Annotated in this window: 17 protein-coding genes and 2 pseudogenes; 7 read left to right on the top strand and 12 right to left on the bottom strand. The window is 64.8% G+C overall.

The genetic code is table 11. The annotated features are described in order from the left end of the window. Positions 1 to 9: 9 nt before the first annotated feature. Together JC607_RS04280 and JC607_RS04275 are read right to left on the bottom strand one after the other, a co-directional pair. Positions 10 to 648 (bottom strand): ribonuclease HII, encoded by a 639-nt coding sequence (locus tag JC607_RS04280; RefSeq protein WP_198835784.1) that lies wholly within the window; start codon positions 646 to 648, stop codon positions 10 to 12. 84 nt (positions 649 to 732) lie between these two features. Further along, the gene (locus tag JC607_RS04275; RefSeq protein ID WP_198835706.1) at positions 733 to 1,581 is read right to left on the bottom strand and encodes an SDR family oxidoreductase; all 849 of its coding nucleotides are present in this window, start codon (positions 1,579 to 1,581) and stop codon (positions 733 to 735) included. A gap of 181 nt (positions 1,582 to 1,762) precedes the next feature. On the opposite strand from JC607_RS04275, the gene JC607_RS04270 reads away from it, so the two are divergent. The 4 genes from JC607_RS04270 (at position 1,763) to JC607_RS04255 (ending at position 6,073) form a co-directional block, all read left to right on the top strand. Continuing rightward, positions 1,763 to 3,229 (top strand): AMP nucleosidase, encoded by a 1,467-nt coding sequence (locus JC607_RS04270; RefSeq protein WP_198835705.1) that lies wholly within the window; start codon positions 1,763 to 1,765, stop codon positions 3,227 to 3,229. Positions 3,230 to 3,401: 172 nt separating this feature from the next. Beyond that, positions 3,402 to 3,689, top strand: a complete 288-nt coding sequence (locus JC607_RS04265) for an HU family DNA-binding protein (RefSeq protein ID WP_198835704.1) — start codon at positions 3,402 to 3,404, stop codon at positions 3,687 to 3,689. A 127-nt stretch (positions 3,690 to 3,816) separates the two neighbouring features. Then, complete coding sequence (gene alkB, locus JC607_RS04260) at positions 3,817 to 4,464, top strand: DNA oxidative demethylase AlkB (RefSeq protein WP_198835703.1); 648 nt, start codon at positions 3,817 to 3,819, stop codon at positions 4,462 to 4,464. A 292-nt stretch (positions 4,465 to 4,756) separates the two neighbouring features. After that, positions 4,757 to 6,073 carry a calcium-binding protein gene (locus JC607_RS04255; RefSeq protein WP_198835702.1) on the top strand — a complete coding sequence of 439 codons (1,317 nt, stop codon included), beginning with the start codon at positions 4,757 to 4,759 and terminating at the stop codon, positions 6,071 to 6,073. A gap of 347 nt (positions 6,074 to 6,420) precedes the next feature. On the opposite strand, the pseudogene JC607_RS25945 reads toward JC607_RS04255, so the two are convergent. From JC607_RS25945 to JC607_RS04230, 6 genes and pseudogenes are all read right to left on the bottom strand, one after another. Then, positions 6,421 to 6,555 (bottom strand): annotated as a pseudogene (locus JC607_RS25945) (IS5/IS1182 family transposase); the annotation flags it as partial. A 71-nt stretch (positions 6,556 to 6,626) separates the two neighbouring features. Continuing rightward, a pseudogene (locus tag JC607_RS25940) lies at positions 6,627 to 6,727 on the bottom strand (IS5/IS1182 family transposase); the annotation flags it as partial. Between the two features lie 93 nt (positions 6,728 to 6,820). Further along, on the bottom strand, positions 6,821 to 7,708 hold the full coding sequence (locus JC607_RS04245; RefSeq protein WP_198835701.1) for a nickel/cobalt transporter: 888 nt from the start codon (positions 7,706 to 7,708) through the stop codon (positions 6,821 to 6,823). After that, positions 7,705 to 8,358, bottom strand: a complete 654-nt coding sequence (locus JC607_RS04240) for a DUF1007 family protein (protein ID WP_198835700.1) — start codon at positions 8,356 to 8,358, stop codon at positions 7,705 to 7,707. The genes JC607_RS04245 and JC607_RS04240 overlap by 4 nt, the downstream gene beginning before the upstream one ends. 36 nt (positions 8,359 to 8,394) lie before the next feature. Then, positions 8,395 to 8,763 (bottom strand): DUF6525 family protein, encoded by a 369-nt coding sequence (locus JC607_RS04235; protein WP_233092631.1) that lies wholly within the window; start codon positions 8,761 to 8,763, stop codon positions 8,395 to 8,397. 3 nt (positions 8,764 to 8,766) lie between these two features. After that, the gene (locus JC607_RS04230) at positions 8,767 to 10,011 is read right to left on the bottom strand and encodes a GTP-binding protein (RefSeq protein ID WP_198835699.1); all 1,245 of its coding nucleotides are present in this window, start codon (positions 10,009 to 10,011) and stop codon (positions 8,767 to 8,769) included. Between the two features lie 289 nt (positions 10,012 to 10,300). Here JC607_RS04230 and tauA point away from each other — a divergent pair, with 289 nt between their 5' ends. The 3 genes from tauA (at position 10,301) to JC607_RS04215 (ending at position 12,968) form a co-directional block, all read left to right on the top strand. Beyond that, a complete protein-coding gene (tauA, locus tag JC607_RS04225) occupies positions 10,301 to 11,287 on the top strand; it encodes a taurine ABC transporter substrate-binding protein (protein WP_198835698.1) in 987 nt (328 codons plus the stop codon). Positions 11,288 to 11,358: 71 nt separating this feature from the next. Then, entirely contained in the window at positions 11,359 to 12,132 is a 774-nt protein-coding gene (locus tag JC607_RS04220) for a taurine ABC transporter ATP-binding protein (RefSeq protein ID WP_198835697.1), read from the top strand. Beyond that, on the top strand, positions 12,132 to 12,968 hold the full coding sequence (locus tag JC607_RS04215) for an ABC transporter permease subunit (RefSeq protein WP_198835696.1): 837 nt from the start codon (positions 12,132 to 12,134) through the stop codon (positions 12,966 to 12,968). The genes JC607_RS04220 and JC607_RS04215 overlap by 1 nt, the downstream gene beginning before the upstream one ends. A gap of 15 nt (positions 12,969 to 12,983) precedes the next feature. Here the strand turns inward: JC607_RS04215 and JC607_RS04210 are convergent, their stop codons facing one another. The 4 genes from JC607_RS04210 to JC607_RS04195 form a co-directional block, all read right to left on the bottom strand. Then, on the bottom strand, positions 12,984 to 13,364 hold the full coding sequence (locus tag JC607_RS04210) for a hypothetical protein (protein WP_198835695.1): 381 nt from the start codon (positions 13,362 to 13,364) through the stop codon (positions 12,984 to 12,986). 168 nt (positions 13,365 to 13,532) lie between these two features. After that, entirely contained in the window at positions 13,533 to 14,285 is a 753-nt protein-coding gene (locus JC607_RS04205) for a hypothetical protein (RefSeq protein WP_198835694.1), read from the bottom strand. Positions 14,286 to 14,310: 25 nt separating this feature from the next. Then, on the bottom strand, positions 14,311 to 16,338 hold the full coding sequence (locus JC607_RS04200) for a proline/glycine betaine ABC transporter permease (RefSeq protein WP_198835693.1): 2,028 nt from the start codon (positions 16,336 to 16,338) through the stop codon (positions 14,311 to 14,313). Beyond that, complete coding sequence (locus tag JC607_RS04195) at positions 16,338 to 17,387, bottom strand: ATP-binding cassette domain-containing protein (protein WP_370584748.1); 1,050 nt, start codon at positions 17,385 to 17,387, stop codon at positions 16,338 to 16,340. The genes JC607_RS04200 and JC607_RS04195 overlap by 1 nt, the downstream gene beginning before the upstream one ends. Between the last annotated feature and the right edge of the window lie 10 nt (positions 17,388 to 17,397).

Genomic DNA, 17,397 nt, shown 5'->3' with positions numbered 1-17,397 from the left:
TTTATTGAATCAAGGGGTTACATAAATACCTTGATACAAGATGTTGTGGATAGGTTTGAAAGACCGTCTATGCACGGGGGTCACGCCAAAATCCAGGAGCGCCTGGAGATGCGCCTTTGTCGGGTAGCCGGCGTTCCGCTCCCAGCCATAACCGGGAAACTGTTGCGCCAGATCCACCATGATCCGGTCGCGCGCAACCTTGGCGACAATTGATGCGGCAGCAATCGACTGGCAGCGGGCATCGCCCCTGACCAGCGCCCGGGCAGGGATCGTCAGACCGCGCGGCAAAAGATTGCCATCGATCAGGGCGAAATCGGGCCCCTGCCCCAGCCCCGCCACCGCCCGTTCCATCGCAAGATGGCTCGCACGCAGAATATTGATCTCGTCAATCTCTTCGACGCTGGCATGTGCGACCGACACGGCCGCATGGGTCAGAAGCCAGTCTGAAAGCCGCTCGCGCGCCGCCTGGCTCATCGCCTTGCTGTCCCTGAGCCCCTCGGGAATATTCCCCGGATCCAGCCGCACCGCCGCCGCCGTCACCGGTCCCGCAATCGGCCCGCGTCCGACCTCATCGACACCCACGACGAAAGCGGCGCCACCTGCCAGCGCCTCCGCCTCAAAACTGAAATCCGGAACCGTCACCATCACGCCTCGCCCAGGCCCTGGTCCGGCCCCGCTCATTTTCTGTCTCTTAAATATCCCCGCCGGAGGCTCCCGCCGCCAGCCATCCTCTCAACCCTCAGCCGCGAGGATCCCCCGCAGCCCCGCCCGGTAATCCGGATATAAAAGCCGCACCCCCAGCTCTTCCCGGATCCGTGTATTCCGGACCCGCCGGCATTCCTCATAGAAGCTGCGCGCAAGCGGCCCCATCCTCGCCTCGGCAAATTCCACCGCCGGCGGCTCCGGCAGGCCCAAAAGCCCGGCGGCAAAGCTCAGCACCTCGGCGGCGGATGAGGGCAGGTCGTCGCAGATATTATAGATCCGCCCCGGCACCGGCGCCGCCATCGAGGCCCGCAGCACCTGCACGATGTCATCGACATGGATGCGCGAAAACACCTGGCCCGCTTTCAGGATCCGCCGGGCCGAGCCATTGCGGATCTTCTCAAACGGCCCGCGCCCCGGCCCGTAAATCCCGGCCAGGCGAAACACCTGCACCGGCAGCCCGCTCGTCAGCCAGTCGCGCTCGGCGCGGACCCGCTCGCCCGAACGCGCCCGCGCCGGCAGAACCGGCGAGGTTTCATCCACCCAGGCGCCACGCGTGTCGCCATAAACCCCGGTGGTCGAAAGATATCCCATCCATTCCACCTGCGCCTCGCGGATCCCGGGCCAGGCCATCAGGAAGGGATCGCCCGCCTCATCGGGGCTCGCGGAATGCAGGATATGCGTGGCGCGCGCCAGTGCAGGCGCAAGATCCGCGCCCCGCGCCGGATCCCAGACCAGAGGCTCGATGCCCAAAGCCTCCAGCGCCGCCGCCTTTGCCGCATCGCGGGTGGTGCCGATCACGGTCCAGCCCTCGGCCAAAAGCCCGCGCGCCAGCGCAGCCGCGCAATATCCATGTCCAAGAGAAAGCAGTGTTTTCATGGCCGCGACTATCTCTCTGCACGCGCGCCTGTGCAAGCGCCCCGCTCGGCCCCACGCCCCTGTTACCTGGAGTTCACTTGCCTCAGCGCCCTGCTTTGCGCTTAACTCAGCCAGATGGCCCGCCGGATGTCTCTCCCGATACTCCGTCAGGCCGCAGCGATCCAAAGGACAAAACGGACAAGTGTCGATCCTTCTTTTGCCAGACCCGAGCGAAGCGCAAAGCTTCACCGATGCCACCGAAGCCGTTGACCGGCTGCATGTGCTTTATGACGAGGCCACCGCCCATCTGATCAGCCAGTTCCGCGAGGCGCTGATCACTGGCCGCCCGGCACACCGGATCCGCGCCTATTACCCGGAAATCCGCCTTGTGGTCGACAGTTTCTCAAATGTCGACACCCGCCTGTCCTTTGGCCATGTGGCGCGGCCAGGCACCTATTCCACCACCGTGACCCGCCCCGATCTGTTTCGCAATTATCTGATCCAGCAGATCGGCCTGCTGATCCGCAATCACGGGGTGCCGGTCACCATTGGCCCCTCGGTCACGCCGATCCCGCTGCATTTCGCGGTGGCGGGTCAGCCCGACCTGATCATCCCCCAGGCCGGCGCGCTGGATTTCCCGCTGCGCGATGTGTTCGACGTGCCGGACCTTGCGACCACCAATGACGACATCGTCAACGGAACGCTTGAACATTTCGCCGATGGCTCGATGCCGCTCGCGCCCTTTACCGCGCAGCGTGTCGATTACAGCCTGGCACGGCTGGCGCATTATACCGCGACCAGCCCGCGGCATTTCCAGAACCATGTTCTGTTCACCAATTACCAGTTCTATGTCGATGAATTCGAGGCCTTCGCCCGCGCGGCCTTGGACAATCCCGATTCCGGCTATTCCAGCTTTGTCGCAACCGGCGATCAGGAGATCACCTCCGGGGATGGCAGGATCCTCCCGCCGTCGAAAATGCCGCAAATGCCGACCTATCACCTGAAACGCCCGGATGGGGACGGCATCACGCTGGTCAATATCGGTGTCGGGCCGTCAAATGCCAAAACCGCCACCGATCATATCGCGGTCCTGCGTCCGCATGCCTGGCTGATGGTCGGCCATTGCGCCGGTCTCAGAAACACCCAGGCCCTTGGCGATTACGTCCTCGCCCATGCCTATTTGCGCGAGGATCACGTGCTTGATGACGATCTGCCGGTCTGGGTGCCGATCCCGGCGCTGGCCGAGATCCAGATCGCCCTTGAAGACGCGGTCGAAGAGGTCACCCAGCTGGAAGGCTATGAGCTCAAGCGCATCATGCGCACCGGCACTGTCGCCACCATCGACAATCGCAACTGGGAGCTGCGCGATCAGTCCGGCCCGGTGCGCCGGCTGTCGCAGTCGCGCGCGGTGGGGCTGGATATGGAATCGGCCACCATCGCGGCCAACGGGTTCCGCTTCCGGGTGCCTTACGGGACGCTGCTTTGCGTGTCCGACAAACCCCTGCATGGCGAGCTGAAGCTTCCCGGCATGGCGACCGAATTCTACCAGGCCCAGGTCGGGCGGCACCTGCAGATCGGCATCCGCGCGATGGAGCTGTTGCGCGAAACCCCGTTGGAACGCATCCATTCGCGCAAATTGCGCAGCTTTGAGGAAACCGCATTCCTGTGAGACATGGGGAATTCCGGTGAAAACCGCTGATTTCCGGCCCCGGCTGCGTTCTGGGGCTTGATTTCGCCCCGCTTTCCAGGTGACTGAGCGACAGCCCTGAAAAGGGGGTCCCGAAGCCGCAATTGCGGGCCCGGGATCAGAAGGACAAGCCGAACGAGAACAGGAGACACCAATGTCCAAGCCGATGACCAAGACCCAGCTTGTGGCTGCCCTTGCCGAAGCAATGGGCGCCGACAAGAAAACCGCTTCGGCCGCACTGGATGCGATTGCTGATGTGGTGGCGAAGGAAGTCACCGCAGGTGGTGCGATCACCCTGCCGGGCCTCGGCAAAGTGGCCTGCAAAGAGCGCCCCGAGCGTCAGGTCCGCAACCCGGCCACCGGTGAAACCATGACCAAACCGGCCGACAAGCAGGTGAAATTCACCATCGCCAAAGCTCTTAAAGACCTGGTCAACGGCTGATCTTCTGATCAGGCCAGAAGACCGGTTGCAAGACGGATGGGGTCGCCCGGGATCAGCCCGGGACGGCCCTTTTCTTTTGCGCTCCGCCATCCGGGAGGCGATACTGCCATAAGGCGCGGAGGCGGCAATGACAGATCTTTTCGGAGGCGCAGACCTCCCGCAACGGAGTCGCGAAGACCTGGCCCCCGGTGCGGTTCTGCTCAGGTACTATGCAGGTACCGAGGCCCGGGCGCTGGCCAATGCGATATCGGCGGTCGCCGCCATCTCGCCCTTTCGCCATATGGTCACCCGCGGCGGCTTTGCCATGTCGGTTGCAATGACGAATTGCGGCAGCGGCGGCTGGGTCAGTGACCGGCGGGGCTATCGCTATCAGGCGCTTGATCCCGAAACCGGCGCGCCCTGGCCCGCAATGCCGGCCCCCTTCCGCGCCCTCGCGCAGGATGCCGCCGCAGAGGCCGGCTATCCCGGCTTTGCCCCGGATGTCTGCCTGATCAACCGTTACCAGCCCGGCGCAAAAATGGCGCTGCACCAGGATCAGGACGAGGCCGATTTCTCGCAGCCCATCGTCTCGGTCTCGCTGGGCCTCGCCGCGATCTTCCGCTTTGGCGGGCTGAACCGCAGCGACCCGGCACGGAAGATCCCGCTTTTGCATGGCGATGTCGTGGTCTGGGGTGGCCCCTCGCGGCTGTATTTCCACGGGATCGATTCGCTGAAACCGGGCACACATCCGGTTTGCGGTGATATGCGGCTGAACCTCACCTTCCGCCGCAGCTGACCCCGCCAGATACGCCCCTGAAATGGCCTGTCTTCGAAATCGTGCTTGCGAAATTCAGGAATCGGGCGGCTAATTTGCGCTGTGACCGCCCGGTTCCGGACAGACCAGTTCCGGCCAGACCGGAGCTGAGGCGCCACAGCAGCATATGGACATACCTGCCCCGTCGGCCCGGCGCGGCGCCTCTTCCCGGTGGCGCCATTTACTGCGTCCCGCACGCAAGGCAGCAGACAATACCCGGCCTGACGAAATCGCATCCCCCTATCATCATTCCCAGTTACAGGAGTCCCGCGAAATGGCCCTCGTTTATACGCTCGGAATCAATGCCGGCACAGGAATACGGCATGACCTCGGCACTGCAGACAGCCTTTATGTCGGCAGAGGTGCCACTGTCCTCAGTTCCGACAACGCCGCCGTCACTGGCGGCGGAAGTTCGCAACAGGTCACTGTTGCCGGCGAAATCCATGCCTGGGGTTCCGGTCTCTCCTGGGGCGCCGGCAGCAACCTTCGGGTCGAGATCCTTGCCGGTGGCTCGGTCAGTTCCTCCGTCGGATCGGGCATCTATGTCACCAGCGTCACCAGCACACGTATCGTCAATCAGGGATCGGTGACGGGGCTCACAAACGGGATTAACCTGGGCGCTGATACCGCGGTTCTGATCAATACCGGCCTGATCAGCAGCGGAGGTTATGGCCTGCAGATCTATTCCGTATCCGACGCCGCCGGAACTGCAGTAACCACTTACAATCACGGCACGATAACCGGAGGAACGGCCGCCTATTACGGCGATGCAAGTTTCGACGACCGGCTGTTCAACTATGGCACAATCACCGGCAAGATATTCCAGCTTGACGGCAATGACTACCTGCTCAATCGCGGGCTGATCACCGGAGATGTCGAACTTGGAAGCGGCAATGACGTTCTCGACAATCGCAGCGGCACGATTGACGGGATTGTCTTCGGCGGCGACGGCAACGACACCTTCATTCTGAACCCGCTTGTCGCGGAAATCGTCAATGGCGGTAATGGTGCCGATGTGCTGGATTTCCGCCAGGGCGGTTCGGTGATCGTGGCGCTGGATTACACGCGGAACAATGCCGGCCAGTCGCTGGGCGATCAGTACTACAATATGGAGAATGTCTTCGGATCGCAGGGCAATGACATCATCACCGGCAATAACTCGAATAATGTGCTGACCGGCGAGGATGGCAATGACTGGCTGCATGGCCGCAACGGCAATGACATTCTGCGCGGCGGCGCGGGCGTCGATACTCTGGCAGGCGGCCAGGGCAATGACGTCTTCCGCTATATCAGCCCCGGTGACGGCGGCGACAGGATCATGGATTTCGGCAATGCTGCGGGCAATAATGATGCGTTCCAGTTCTCGGCGGCGGGCTTTGGCGGCGGGTTAGTGGCAGGGGCGCTGCCAGGGGCGGCTTTCCAGTCTGGCGCCACCAATGTCGCGGCAAGCGCCGGCACCCGCTTCATGTATCGCACCACCGACAGCACCGTCTGGTTCGACGCCGATGGCAATGGCGGCGGCGCGGCGGTGCTGATCGCGACATTGCAGGCCGGGGCGGTGGTCACGGCGGTCGACTTCCTGATCTTCTGACGGTTTTGCGGGGGGCTCAGCGCTCCCCGCAATGCGCCGGCCAGCGGGATACCCCCGCACAGGTCAGGCAGCACCCGGCCATCGGGCAGGGGCGCCGCCATCGCGCGGTCAAATCCGATCCTTAGCACCGGATCGCAGGTCAGTTTCAGGCCATCCGCCTTCTGCAGATAATGGCGGATGGCTTCCTCGTCCCAATGCTCTGGAGAACGCGGCCAGACCCTGGTTTGGCGGCAGACACGCGGTCCGGCGGCCTCTCTCACCATCGCCACCCCGGGACCGTCCATGAGCACCAGCGGCTGTATTGCAGAAATCAGCTGACAGCCGGGTCTGCGCTGTCCCGGGCCGGATTATCGCAAGGCCTTTGTGAGGGGTGTACGGACCTTTAGTTCAGCGAGCTTGCGATCGAAGTCCCGCACCATGAGGCATTGGCCCAGGATTTTCTGACAATGCCTTTTCGTTTCGGCGCGGCTCCGGCGGTGACGGTCTTCCCTGGTTTCGCGTTCCTGTGTGGGAGAGGGAGAGGGCGCGAACGCCATTGGTTCGGGAGACTGCCCGATGCAGCATGCGCCCCGCGCTCTGCGATGGCGTCATGGCATCATGGCATTTTCGGGTATCACGGGCTCCATCGGCGATGACGCAGCCAATTTCCTCATACCACGGGACCCGGCCGGGCAGATCGGGCTGGACCGGCGCGCCCGCCAGCGGGCGGGCCCGGGTCTGGGCCCTGGCGTTCAGCGAGGTGCTGTCCTAAAGCAACCTCAGCGCCGTGCTCAGGCCAAGGATCATAACGATCACGCCGGTCACGATCTCGGCTGCCGCGAAGAAGCGCAGGCTGGCGCCGGGCAAGGCCAGCGTCAGACCCTGGCGGGTCAGCCCCGCGAGCGTCGCCGCAAGCGCGGTGATCAGGAAGGTACCCGCCGCCATCACGATGGTGCCAAGGATCCCCAGCCCGTCAATCCCCAGCCGCCAGGTCAGGATCAGAAGGAACAATGCGCCGGTACAGGGTCTGAACGCGATCCCCGCCACCAGCGCCAGAACCTCGCGCCCGCCGGAGGCGGCGGCAACCTGATCGGGGCCCGGCGCATGGCGATGACCGCAGCCACAGGTCTCGTCATGGTGATGATGCGTCTGGACCGTCGCGGGTCGCATCCGCCGCAGCCCGCGCCGCAACAGCATGGCCCCGAGACCGGCGATTGCCAGCATGGCGAGGGGCTCGATCACCATGGCCAGCCCTTCGATCCGGTCGCGCGCGCCCTCGAACATCCAGATCCCGCCATAAACCAGCAGGATCGCAACCAGCGCCTGGCCAAGCGCTGCAAGCCCGGCAATCCAGATGAGACGCCGCAGCGTGGCGCGGCTTGCGAAACCATAGCCGGCGATCAGCGCCTTGCCGTGCCCCGGCCCGAGCGCGTGGAAGAAGCCATAGGCAAAACAGAGACCAAGAAACCCGGTCGCGGCCCCGGCCTCTCCGGCGCGAAGCGCCCGCAGCGACTGACCGAGCGCATTCTGAAACTCACGCTGGACCTCGACCAGCCGGCGCGCCAACCCGTCATCCAGCCCCGTCGTAAAGACCCCGACCGCGATCAGGGCAACCAGCAGAACCAGCCCCGGCAGCAAAAACCGCCGCGTCCTCATGGTGTCTCGCAGTCAAGCAGCACTGTATCGGCAAAGGCGCCGCCGATTTCGGGATAGGTCCCGGCCTCCGGCTCTGCATCGCTCAGCTGCGCGAGGGCCTCATCATAGAGCTGTTGCGCGCGGCGACTGTCGGCGGGCTCAACCCGGGCGCGGCAGTCAGGTTGCCCCTCGACGCCAGGCGTTCCGGCCAGATCATAAAAGACGTAATAAGACGGATCATAGGCCTGGAGGCGGATCTCACCCCCGGCCGGATCGCGGTGCTCGGGCAAGGCGCGGATATGGGTCATCCGGATCCGCCCCTCCCATAGCCCCGCCGCCCCCTCCAGCGGGCGCGAAAGCGCAACCGGCCTGCCCCCCTGGCTCAGCCAGAGATTGCCGTCGAAGCCCTCGGGCCAGTTTGTCGCCATCTCGTTCAGCCTCTTCGCCTCTTCTGCCGTCAGGATGCCATCGCCATCCCTATCCATTCCCAGATCGCTCAGGATCAGAAGCGAGGTGAGGTCGTCATAGACCCATTCGACCGACACCGCCGCCAGCAATCCCTGATCATCGAACCGGAAAGTGAGGCCGGTATCGACAAATTCATGCGGATGCGACCGCGCCATCTGCGGCAGCGCGAGCCAGGCGAGAAGAGAGAGGAGCCGCAAGACCATACCCCCTCATACCCGCCGCCCCGTGGCGGCCGCAATTCACCGCCCCGTGAAACGAGCGCCATTGCGCAAGGGATCATCCGGGCAGAACGCCGCGCCGCCAGAAACCAGCCCTGGAATTGCAGTCCCGGCGGGTCGGGGCGCTGCCTGGCGTGGCCCACCCCAGATGACAGGCGCATCGCGCGAAATCAGTCTCTGTTCTGCCTGATTAAGCCGTTCCAGCATCCGGGAAAGGTCTCCTCCGGTTTCACGCCGCAGCCGCATCCAGAGCCGCAGAGCGGAATGCGGGCTCCAGGGCAGCACCGCCTGCGACAGCCAGATGCGCAGATCGGGCGGCAGGCGGTCAAACCGCTCCATCGGGCGCGGGCGGGCGCGCCCGCGCAGGCTTGTCACCAGATTGCGCGCCATGGATCAGACCGCCTCGCGCCGGGCCCAGTCGGGGAAGGGATCGGGCAGATCGGCCCAGGCCGTCCCTGCCCCTTCTGTCCCGGCCTCCGGCATCAGCGCCGCATCAAGGCCCGCCCGGATCGCCGCCTCATCCATGCCCGCGCCGATAAAGACCAGCTCCTGTCGCCGATCCCCCCAGGGCTCCGCCCAATGCTGCATCACCTGATCCAGCCCCTCGGGATCGGTGGGCCAGCGGTCGCGCGGCACCGTGGCCCACCAGCGCCCCAGTGGTGTGACCCCGGAAATCGCGCCTGCAAGCGAGAATTCCACCGCCCAGTCGGGGCGCGAGGCGATCCAGAAATGCCCTTTCGCGCGGATCACCCCCGGCAGATCGCCGTTGAACAGGTCATGGATCTTCTGCGGATGAAACGGCTGACGCGCGCGGTAAACGAATGAGGAAATGCCATATTCTTCGGTCTCGGGCTGGTGATCCGCGAAACCGTAAAGCTCTTTCGCCCACATCGGATGCAGATGGGCGCGGTCGAAATCAAATAGCCCGGTGTCGAAGATGTCCGAGGGCGAAACGCGCGAGAAATCGGTCTCGATCAGCCGCGCCCCGGGGTTCAGGGCACGGATGATCTTGCGGGCCTGATCAAGCCGCACCGGCCCCGCCAGCCCGGCCTTGTTCAACACGATGACATCGGCAAATTCGATCTGATCGGTCAGGAGGCTCACAAGGTTGCGCGTGTCGTTCTCGCCGAGGCTCTCGCCCCGATCAGCGAGGAAATCATGGCTCGAGAAATCCGCCGTCAGATTGACCGCATCGACCACGGTGACCATCGTATCCAGCCGCGCCAGATCCGAAAGGCTCGCGCCGTCACTGTCGCGAAAGTCAAAGGTCGCGGCGACCGGCAGAGGTTCGGCAATACCGGTCGATTCGATCAGCAGATAGTCGAACCGGCCATCTTCGGCGAGGCGCCTGACTTCGCTCAGGAGATCATCGCGCAAGGTGCAGCAGATGCAGCCATTGGTCATCTCGACCAGTTTTTCCTCGGATCGCGACAGTTCTGAACCGCTGCGTACAAGGTCGGCGTCGATATTCACCTCGGACATATCATTGACGATGACGGCGACGCGGCGGCCCTCGCGATTGTTGAGGATATGGTTCAGGAGCGTGGTCTTACCGGCGCCGAGAAAGCCCGAAAGCACGGTCACAGGCAGGCGTCGGTCCCCGGAGCGGGGCCGGTTCGGAAGGGGGCTGGCGGGCATGGCGACCTCAATACGTTATGTTATTACATCTTATATCGAGTGAAACCGAAACCGCAACCGCCTGAAACACCGGGGCGCCGGGAAATTGGGCGGAAGCCGCTGATTCTGCCCGCCCGAAGGCGATGGCGACCGGGGCAGGAGAATAATCTTCTCCTCCCCGCAGGGCCGGCAAATGGCGCTCGCTTTAACCGGTGGCCTCTTCAGAATGGCCTGAAAAGGCTTTCCCGGCCAGATTTAGCCCATGCAAATGCCGCCCTGGCAGCCTGTGACACCCCGGAACGAGATCATCATGACCCTTCGCAAACTGACCACCACCCTGACCCTTGCTGGCCTCCTTGCCGGTGTCTCGCTGCCCGCTTTCGCCGAAACGCTGCGGATCGGCTGGCAGCAGATCGTCGAGCCCTCGCGCGTGCCCCAGGCCGATAAAACCTATGAAAGCGCCACCGGCGCCGAGGTCGAATGGCATCTGTTCGGCGGTGGCGCCGATGTCATCGCGGCGGTCGCGGCAGGGTCCATCGACATTGGCTATGTCGGCTCGTCGCCGCTGACCGCAGCCGCCTCGCAGGATCTGCCGATCGAGACCATCTATATCGTCGGCAATATCGCCGAGGCCGAGGCGCTGGCCGTCAAGGGGATCGGGAAACCCGAAGACCTCAAGGGCAAGAAAATCGCGACGCCTTTTGTGTCGACTGCGCATTATTCACTGCTGACGGCCCTGAAACACTGGGGCATCCCGGCCTCCGAGGTGAACCTTCTGAACCTGCGCCCGCAGGAAATCGCGGCCGCCTGGGAACGCGGCGATATTGACGGCGCCTATATCTGGGATCCGGTGCTGAACCAGATCAAGACCACCGGCGGCACGGTTCTGGCTGACAGCTCTGATGTGGCGGAATGGGGCGGCCCGACCTTTGACGCCTGGATCGTGCGCAAGGATTATGCCGAGGCGCATCCCGAAATCGTCACCGCTTTCGTCAAAGTGACCGGCGAGGCGACCGATGCCTATATCAAAGACCCCGCCGCCTGGGGTGCCGACAGTGACGCGGCGAAAAAGATCGCCGAGCTGACCGGCGCACCTGCGGCTGACGTGCCGGCGCTTTTGAAGGGCTATGTCTTTGCCGGGCTGAAGGACCAGACCTCGGACGCCTTCCTTGGCGGCGCCACTGCGGCGGCCATCAAAAACACCGCCGCCTTCCTGCAGGAACAGGGTTCGGCAACTGCCAAGGATGATTACAGCGCCTTTGTGAACAAGGGTTTTGCCGAGGCCGCGCTGAAGTAATCCGACCGGGCGAAAAGCCTCTTCCCGGCGCCTGTCCCGGCGCCGGGCTTTGCCGTTCTGAAAGTCGCATCATGTCTGTTCTCAGCCTGTCGCATATCTCCCTGACCTATCCCGGCACTGCCACCCCGGTGCTGAAAGACGTCACCCTGTCGCTGTCGCAGGGTGATTTCATCTCGGTCATCGGGCGGTCGGGATCGGGGAAGACCTCGCTGATGAACCTGGCCGCCGGGTTCTTGCAGCCCAGTTCCGGTCAGGTCAGCATCGGCGGTGCCCCTGTCACCGGGCCGGGGCCGGATCGGGCCGTGGTCTTCCAGGATGACGCGCTGTTCCCCTGGCGCACCGTGGTCGAGAATGTCGCGCTGCCCCTGAAACTGGCAGGCGTGGCGCGGGACGAGCGCGAGGCCACCGCCCGGCGCTGGCTGGCGGCAGTGCATCTGGAAGGTCAGGAAGACAAACATATCTGGCAGCTTTCCGGCGGGCAGCGACAGCGGGTAGGGATTGCCCGCGCGCTGGCCTCGGGGCCGGATTTCCTGTTGATGGATGAACCCCTTGGCGCGCTTGACGCCATGACCCGCGACCGGATGCATGAGCTGCTGCTTCAGCTTTGGGATCAGAGCCATACCGGCGCGCTTCTGATCACCCATTCGGTCGAGGAGGCGCTGTTTCTCTCGACCTCGGTCGTGGTCCTGGCGCCGGATCCCGGGCGCATCAGCTTTCAGGAAAGCTATGACTATGGCCGCCGTTTCATCCGGGGCGAAGACCCGCGCGCCCTGAAATCCGAGCCCGGCTTTATCGCCGCCCGCGAACGCCTGCTGGCCGCGATCTATGAGAAAGAGCCCGCCTGATGACCGACAATACCGCAGATACCGCCGCCCTCAGCACGCCGCACAGCAGGGGCGACCGGCCAAAGCTGCGCCTGCCCTGGGGGCTGGTGCTGGGTCTTTCGACCAGCGGCGGGCTGATCCTGATCTGGGCGCTGGCCTCCTGGGCGGGCTGGGCCTCGCCGGTGTTCCTGCCCTCGCCCGCAAAGGTCTGGGCGGCGCTGACCCGGGTGGCCTTTGACGGCTATGCCAATGCCACGCTGCTGGAACATATGGCCGCGAGCCTCTGGCGGGTCTTTGCCGCGCTGTTCTTCACCATGCTGATCGGGGTGCCGGTCGGGCTTCTGATCGCCACGTCAAAGATCGGGCGCGGCATCCTCGATCCGCTGGTCGAATTCATCCGCCCGCTGCCGCCGCTGGCCTATCTGCCGCTGATCATCATCTGGTGCGGCATTGGCGAGGGCTCGAAAATCCTTGTGATCGGCATCGCCATGCTGGCGCCCATCGTGATCTCGACCGTCTCGGGCGTCAAAGCCGCGGGCGAAAACCAGATCCGCGCCGCCCGCACCTTTGGCGCCACCCGTGCGCAGCTGATCCGCGAGGTGATGTTGCCCGCGGCCCTTCCGTCGATCTTCACCGGCATGCGCATCGCGCTTGGCGCGGGCTGGACGACGCTGGTCGCGTCCGAGCTGGTCGCGGCAACACGGGGCCTTGGCTATATGATCCAGTCGGCGGCGCAGTTTCTGGTGACCGATATGGTGATCGCGGGGATCCTCGTGATCTCGGCTCTGGCCACGATCTCCGAGATCCTGCTGCGCTGGATGGAGCGGCGCTTCCTGCCCTGGATCGGCAAAAGCTGAGACAGGTCGGGCGCCTCAGTCGAGCCAGGAAAGCCGCATCGCCAGACGCGCTTTCGCCCGGCTGAGCGCCGGCTTCAGCCAGTCCGGCAGCGCGGCCCCTGCCCCGCTGCGTGCCAGCTGGTCGGAGACCAGCGCCTGCCGCTCGTCAGAAGCCAGCGAAGCGATCTGTTCGGGCAGGACAGCAACCCCCAGCCGCCCGAGCCGCGCCGCATCGCGCGACCAGATCTCATACCAGACCGGCGAGGCCAGCCGGAGCTCGCGCCCGGGCGGCAGGCTGATCGCCTGATCACCCGCCCGCCGCGTGGTCAGCCACAGCGCCAGATCCGCGAGGCTCCGCGCAAGGCCGGAGCGGGGTGAGTGACCGGCATCTCTGGCCGGGCCGGCTGCGTATGACATGGGGTCACCTGTGGTTTCAGGCGAAATAGTCTCGATTCCCGCAAGGCGCAGCAAGGGAAGGGGCCAGTCAGACTTTGCGCCCCGGCAGGGGATTTATTCTCTTCGCCCGGGCCGGGGGAGAGGCATTCTTCTGCGCCTGCAGGGCGATTCGCGCGGCAGCCCGACAGGTCAGCACAAAGCTTCGGCCAGAAGCTTCTGATAATAGGGCAAATGATGCGCAAGATCGCGTTTCATACGCGGATGCGTCAGGGCGAGAGCGTCGAATTTGGCGCGCGTTTCCCCGGGCTCGGTCGCGCTCAGCGGGCGGATCCCCTTTGAAGCGCTGACATCCCCATGCCAGCCGCCGACCTGATCCCAGTCTTTCGGCTTTTCGTCCTGCCAGGTGAAGGCACGTTCGGAAAATGGCAGCCCGACCGCCTGCCAGAACCGCGCCATCGTGCCGCGACTGTCCTCGCGCACCGCCTCGGCCCGAAGCACAACCGGGGTCCGGCCTGCCGCCTTCAGCGCGCTGTAGTGACGCCATTGCGCCTCCAGCCCGACCTCGTCGAGGCTGACCTCGGGATCAAGCCTGTAATAGGAGGTGATCGAAGCCAGCGGGTCGCGGATCAGGAAGGCATTGACCAGATGCGGCGCAAAGGCCGCATCCGCCAGGATATGCGGCATCACATAATAAGACATGTCCTTGAAGAAAACCGGCCCCTTCGCCGCCCGCGCCAGCAGATGGTCGCGGATCGCGGGATAGCTGACCGGGTGATCCGCGCGGACATCGAAATGCGGCATCTGCCTTATCGCGCGATGGACATAGTAGTCATACATGAAGGGCTCATGCGCGCAGTCGAGATCGCCGCGCTCGCGCATCACCCGCTCCATCGCGGTCGACATCGACCGCGGATGCGACCACAAAGCGTAAATCCTGTTCATCTGACCCTCCTCCTGCCCTTTTGCGTCATGTTTTGCCCCCGGATTTCCCCCCGGATCTGCCGTCTGGCGCCCGCAACAGCCGGTCCGCGACCAGCGCGATGGCGGCGATGATGCCCCCCGCGATCAGCCCCGCCCCGGCATCGGCCTTTGACAGGGCGACATAGACCTGCTGGCCCAGCTCGCGCGTGCCCACCAGCGCCGCGATCACCAGCATCGACAGCGCCGCCATGATGGTCTGGTTCAGCCCAAGCCGCACCGAGCCCCGCGCCAGCGGCAGTTTCACCTGCCACAAAAGCTGCCACTTCGTGGCCCCCATCTGTACGCCCGCCTCGGTCAGATCGGCCCGGGCATTGCGCAGCCCGTGTTCGACATAGCGGATCGGCGGCACGACGGCATAAAGCACGATGGCGATGAGGGCGGTGAATTCGCCCACCCGGAACAGCATCAGCGCCGGAATCAGAAACACGAATTGCGGCATGGTCTGCAGCGTGTCGCAAACCGGGCGCATCAGGGCCGAGACGCGGTCGTTCCCGGCCGCGATCACGCCCAGCGTGGCGCCGATCGCGAAAGAGATCAGCACCGCCACCGCGCAAAGATAGATGGATTGCATCATCGGCTGCCAGAGGCCCGAGACAGCGGCAAGCAGCAGCGCCCCGGTCGCAAGCGCGGTGAGCCCGGCGCCCCCGGCCCGAAAGGTGGCGCAGGCGGTCAGCAGGAAGACGCCGGGCCAGGGAAAGCCCGGCAACCCGGTCCAGAAGATCAGCGCGGCAAAGGCAAAGGCAATGCCGCGCCCGGGCCGGCGCCATCCAAGGCCAAGCGCGATCCCGGTTGCGACAAGGACATAGGCAAAGATCACCGGCGGGCTCAGCGAAAAGCCCCAGACCATCGGGCTCGCCGATCCGGCAAACCCAAGCCGCATCGGCAGCATCAGGCCGTAAGTGATCGCATCGCGCAGCAGGGCAAAGAAGGGCGCGCTCCAGGCGACGAAATCCAGGAGCCAGGCGTCCAGACGGCGCAGCCAGCGCTGCGCCTCCTCGCCCGGCAACAGGGCCTCGCCGGGCAGGGTCACCGCCAGCACCAGCGCGACGATCAGCCCCGCCACGAACCAGCCCCCTGCCCTCCGCCTGCGCCCGGCAAGCCCCCGCGTGATCCGGTCCAGCAGCACCGCGATCAGCACGATCACCAGCCCTGCGCCGAGCGAGCGCCCCAGTTCGGCGGCGCGCATCGCGGAAAGCACCTCCCAGCCGATATCGTTGAAGCCGCCGATGATCGCGATGATGATCACCATCGACAGCGATGCCATCGTGGTCTGGTTCACCCCCACCATCAGCTGCGGCAAAGCCACCGGCACCCGCGCCTGCCAGAAAAGCTGCCCGGGCCGCGCCCCGGCCATCAGCGCGCTTTCGACAATCGCCGGGGGGACCTCGTCCAGCCCCAGCATGGTATTGCGCACCATCGGCGGGATCGAAAAGATCACACTCGCCGCCAGCCCCGCCGCCGGACCAAAGCCGAACATCAGCAAAAGCGGAATCAGATAGCCAAACGCGGGCCAGGTCTGCATGACATCGAGCAGGAAGGTCAGGCCGGGCCGGACCCTCGGCACAAGATGCCCGAGTGCGCCAAGCGCGAAGCCGATCCCGACCGCCAGCGGCACAGAAATCAGCACCAGCGCGAGCGTGTTCATCGCCTTAGGCCAATAGCCCATCAGGACCACGAGCCCAAGCGCCAGCGCCGCAAACACCGCGAGGCCCCGCCCTCCGGCATAAAGGGCCAGCGCGACCAGAGCGAGGACGGTCGCGGGCCAGGGCGCCCAGGCCAGCCCCGCGCGGATCGCGGAAAGTGGCGTCTCGATCGTCAGGGACAGCCCCCGGCCCAGCGGCCGCAATGTCTCGAACACCGGGGAAATCACGGTATTCAGCGCCTCAGACAGCGGCAGGGTCAGCCCGGCGGGAAAGCCGCGCAGGACGGGCAGATGATGCGCCAGCCCCACCAGAAGCAGCGAGACCGCAAGGAGCCCCGCCCAGATCATCTCTTCCCGGGTGAAATGCTGCATCACCGTTCCTCCGTGCCAGAGGCATCACGGCGCAGCACCGCCAGAACCGTCTCGGAGTGCAGCACCATCCCCGGAGCGCCGGCGACCGCGAACTGCCGCCGCCCGCTGGCAAGATCGGGCAAAAGCGTCTCTAACAAGGCCTCAGGCGCGACCGCGGGGCCGTCTGCGGCGCCCGGCATCCCACCGGGGGTCATCAGATCGCGCACCCGGATTGCCCGGCTCAAAGCCACTTCGGCGGTGAAACTCGCGACATAATCATCAGCCGGGGACAGCAGGATTTCAGCCGGTGTGCCGATCTGGATGATCTGCCCGCCCCGCATCAGCGCGATACGGTCGGCAAGCCGGCAGGCCTCCATAATGTCATGCGTGATGAAGATGATGGTCTTTTTCAGCTGGCGTTGCAGCCGCAGGAATTCATCCTGCATCTGCCGCCGGATCAGCGGGTCCAGCGCCGAAAACGGCTCATCAAGGAACCAGAGTTCCGGGTCCGGCGCGAGGCTTCTCGCGATGCCGACCCTTTGCTGTTGTCCGCCCGAAAGCTGCGCCGGCAGCGCATCGGCGCGGGCGGCCAGCTCGACCAGCTCCAGCATCTCCCGCGCGCGGGCCTCGCGCGGGGCCCGCGCCATGCCTTGCAGTTTCAGCGGGAAGGCGACGTTTTCCAGCGCGGTCAGATGCGGCATCAGCCCAAAGCTCTGGAACACCATCCCCATCTTGCGCCGCCGGATTTCGGTCAGCTCGCGCCCCGAGATGCGCGAGAGATCCCGCCCTTCGAATTCCAGCACCCCATGTTCGATATCCAGCAGCCGCGAGAGGCAGCGCACCAGCGTCGATTTCCCCGACCCGGAAAGGCCCATGATGACGAAAATCTCGCCCTTGCGGACATCGAATGTGGCATCCGCCACCGCCGGAATATGCCCCTCCTGCCTGAGGCGCGCGACCAGCGCCCCAGGGTCGATCCGGTAGCCGGTGGTGTCAAAATAGTAGCCGGGCCGTGGCCCGAATACCTTCCACAATCCCCGGCAGCTGAGCATGATGCTGTCTGATGCCACGGCGCTTACC

The sequence above is a fragment of the Paracoccus sp. IB05 genome (assembly GCF_016405985.1).
Lineage (GTDB): Bacteria > Pseudomonadota > Alphaproteobacteria > Rhodobacterales > Rhodobacteraceae > Pseudogemmobacter.
This window is presented reverse-complemented; position numbering and strand designations above follow the sequence as displayed.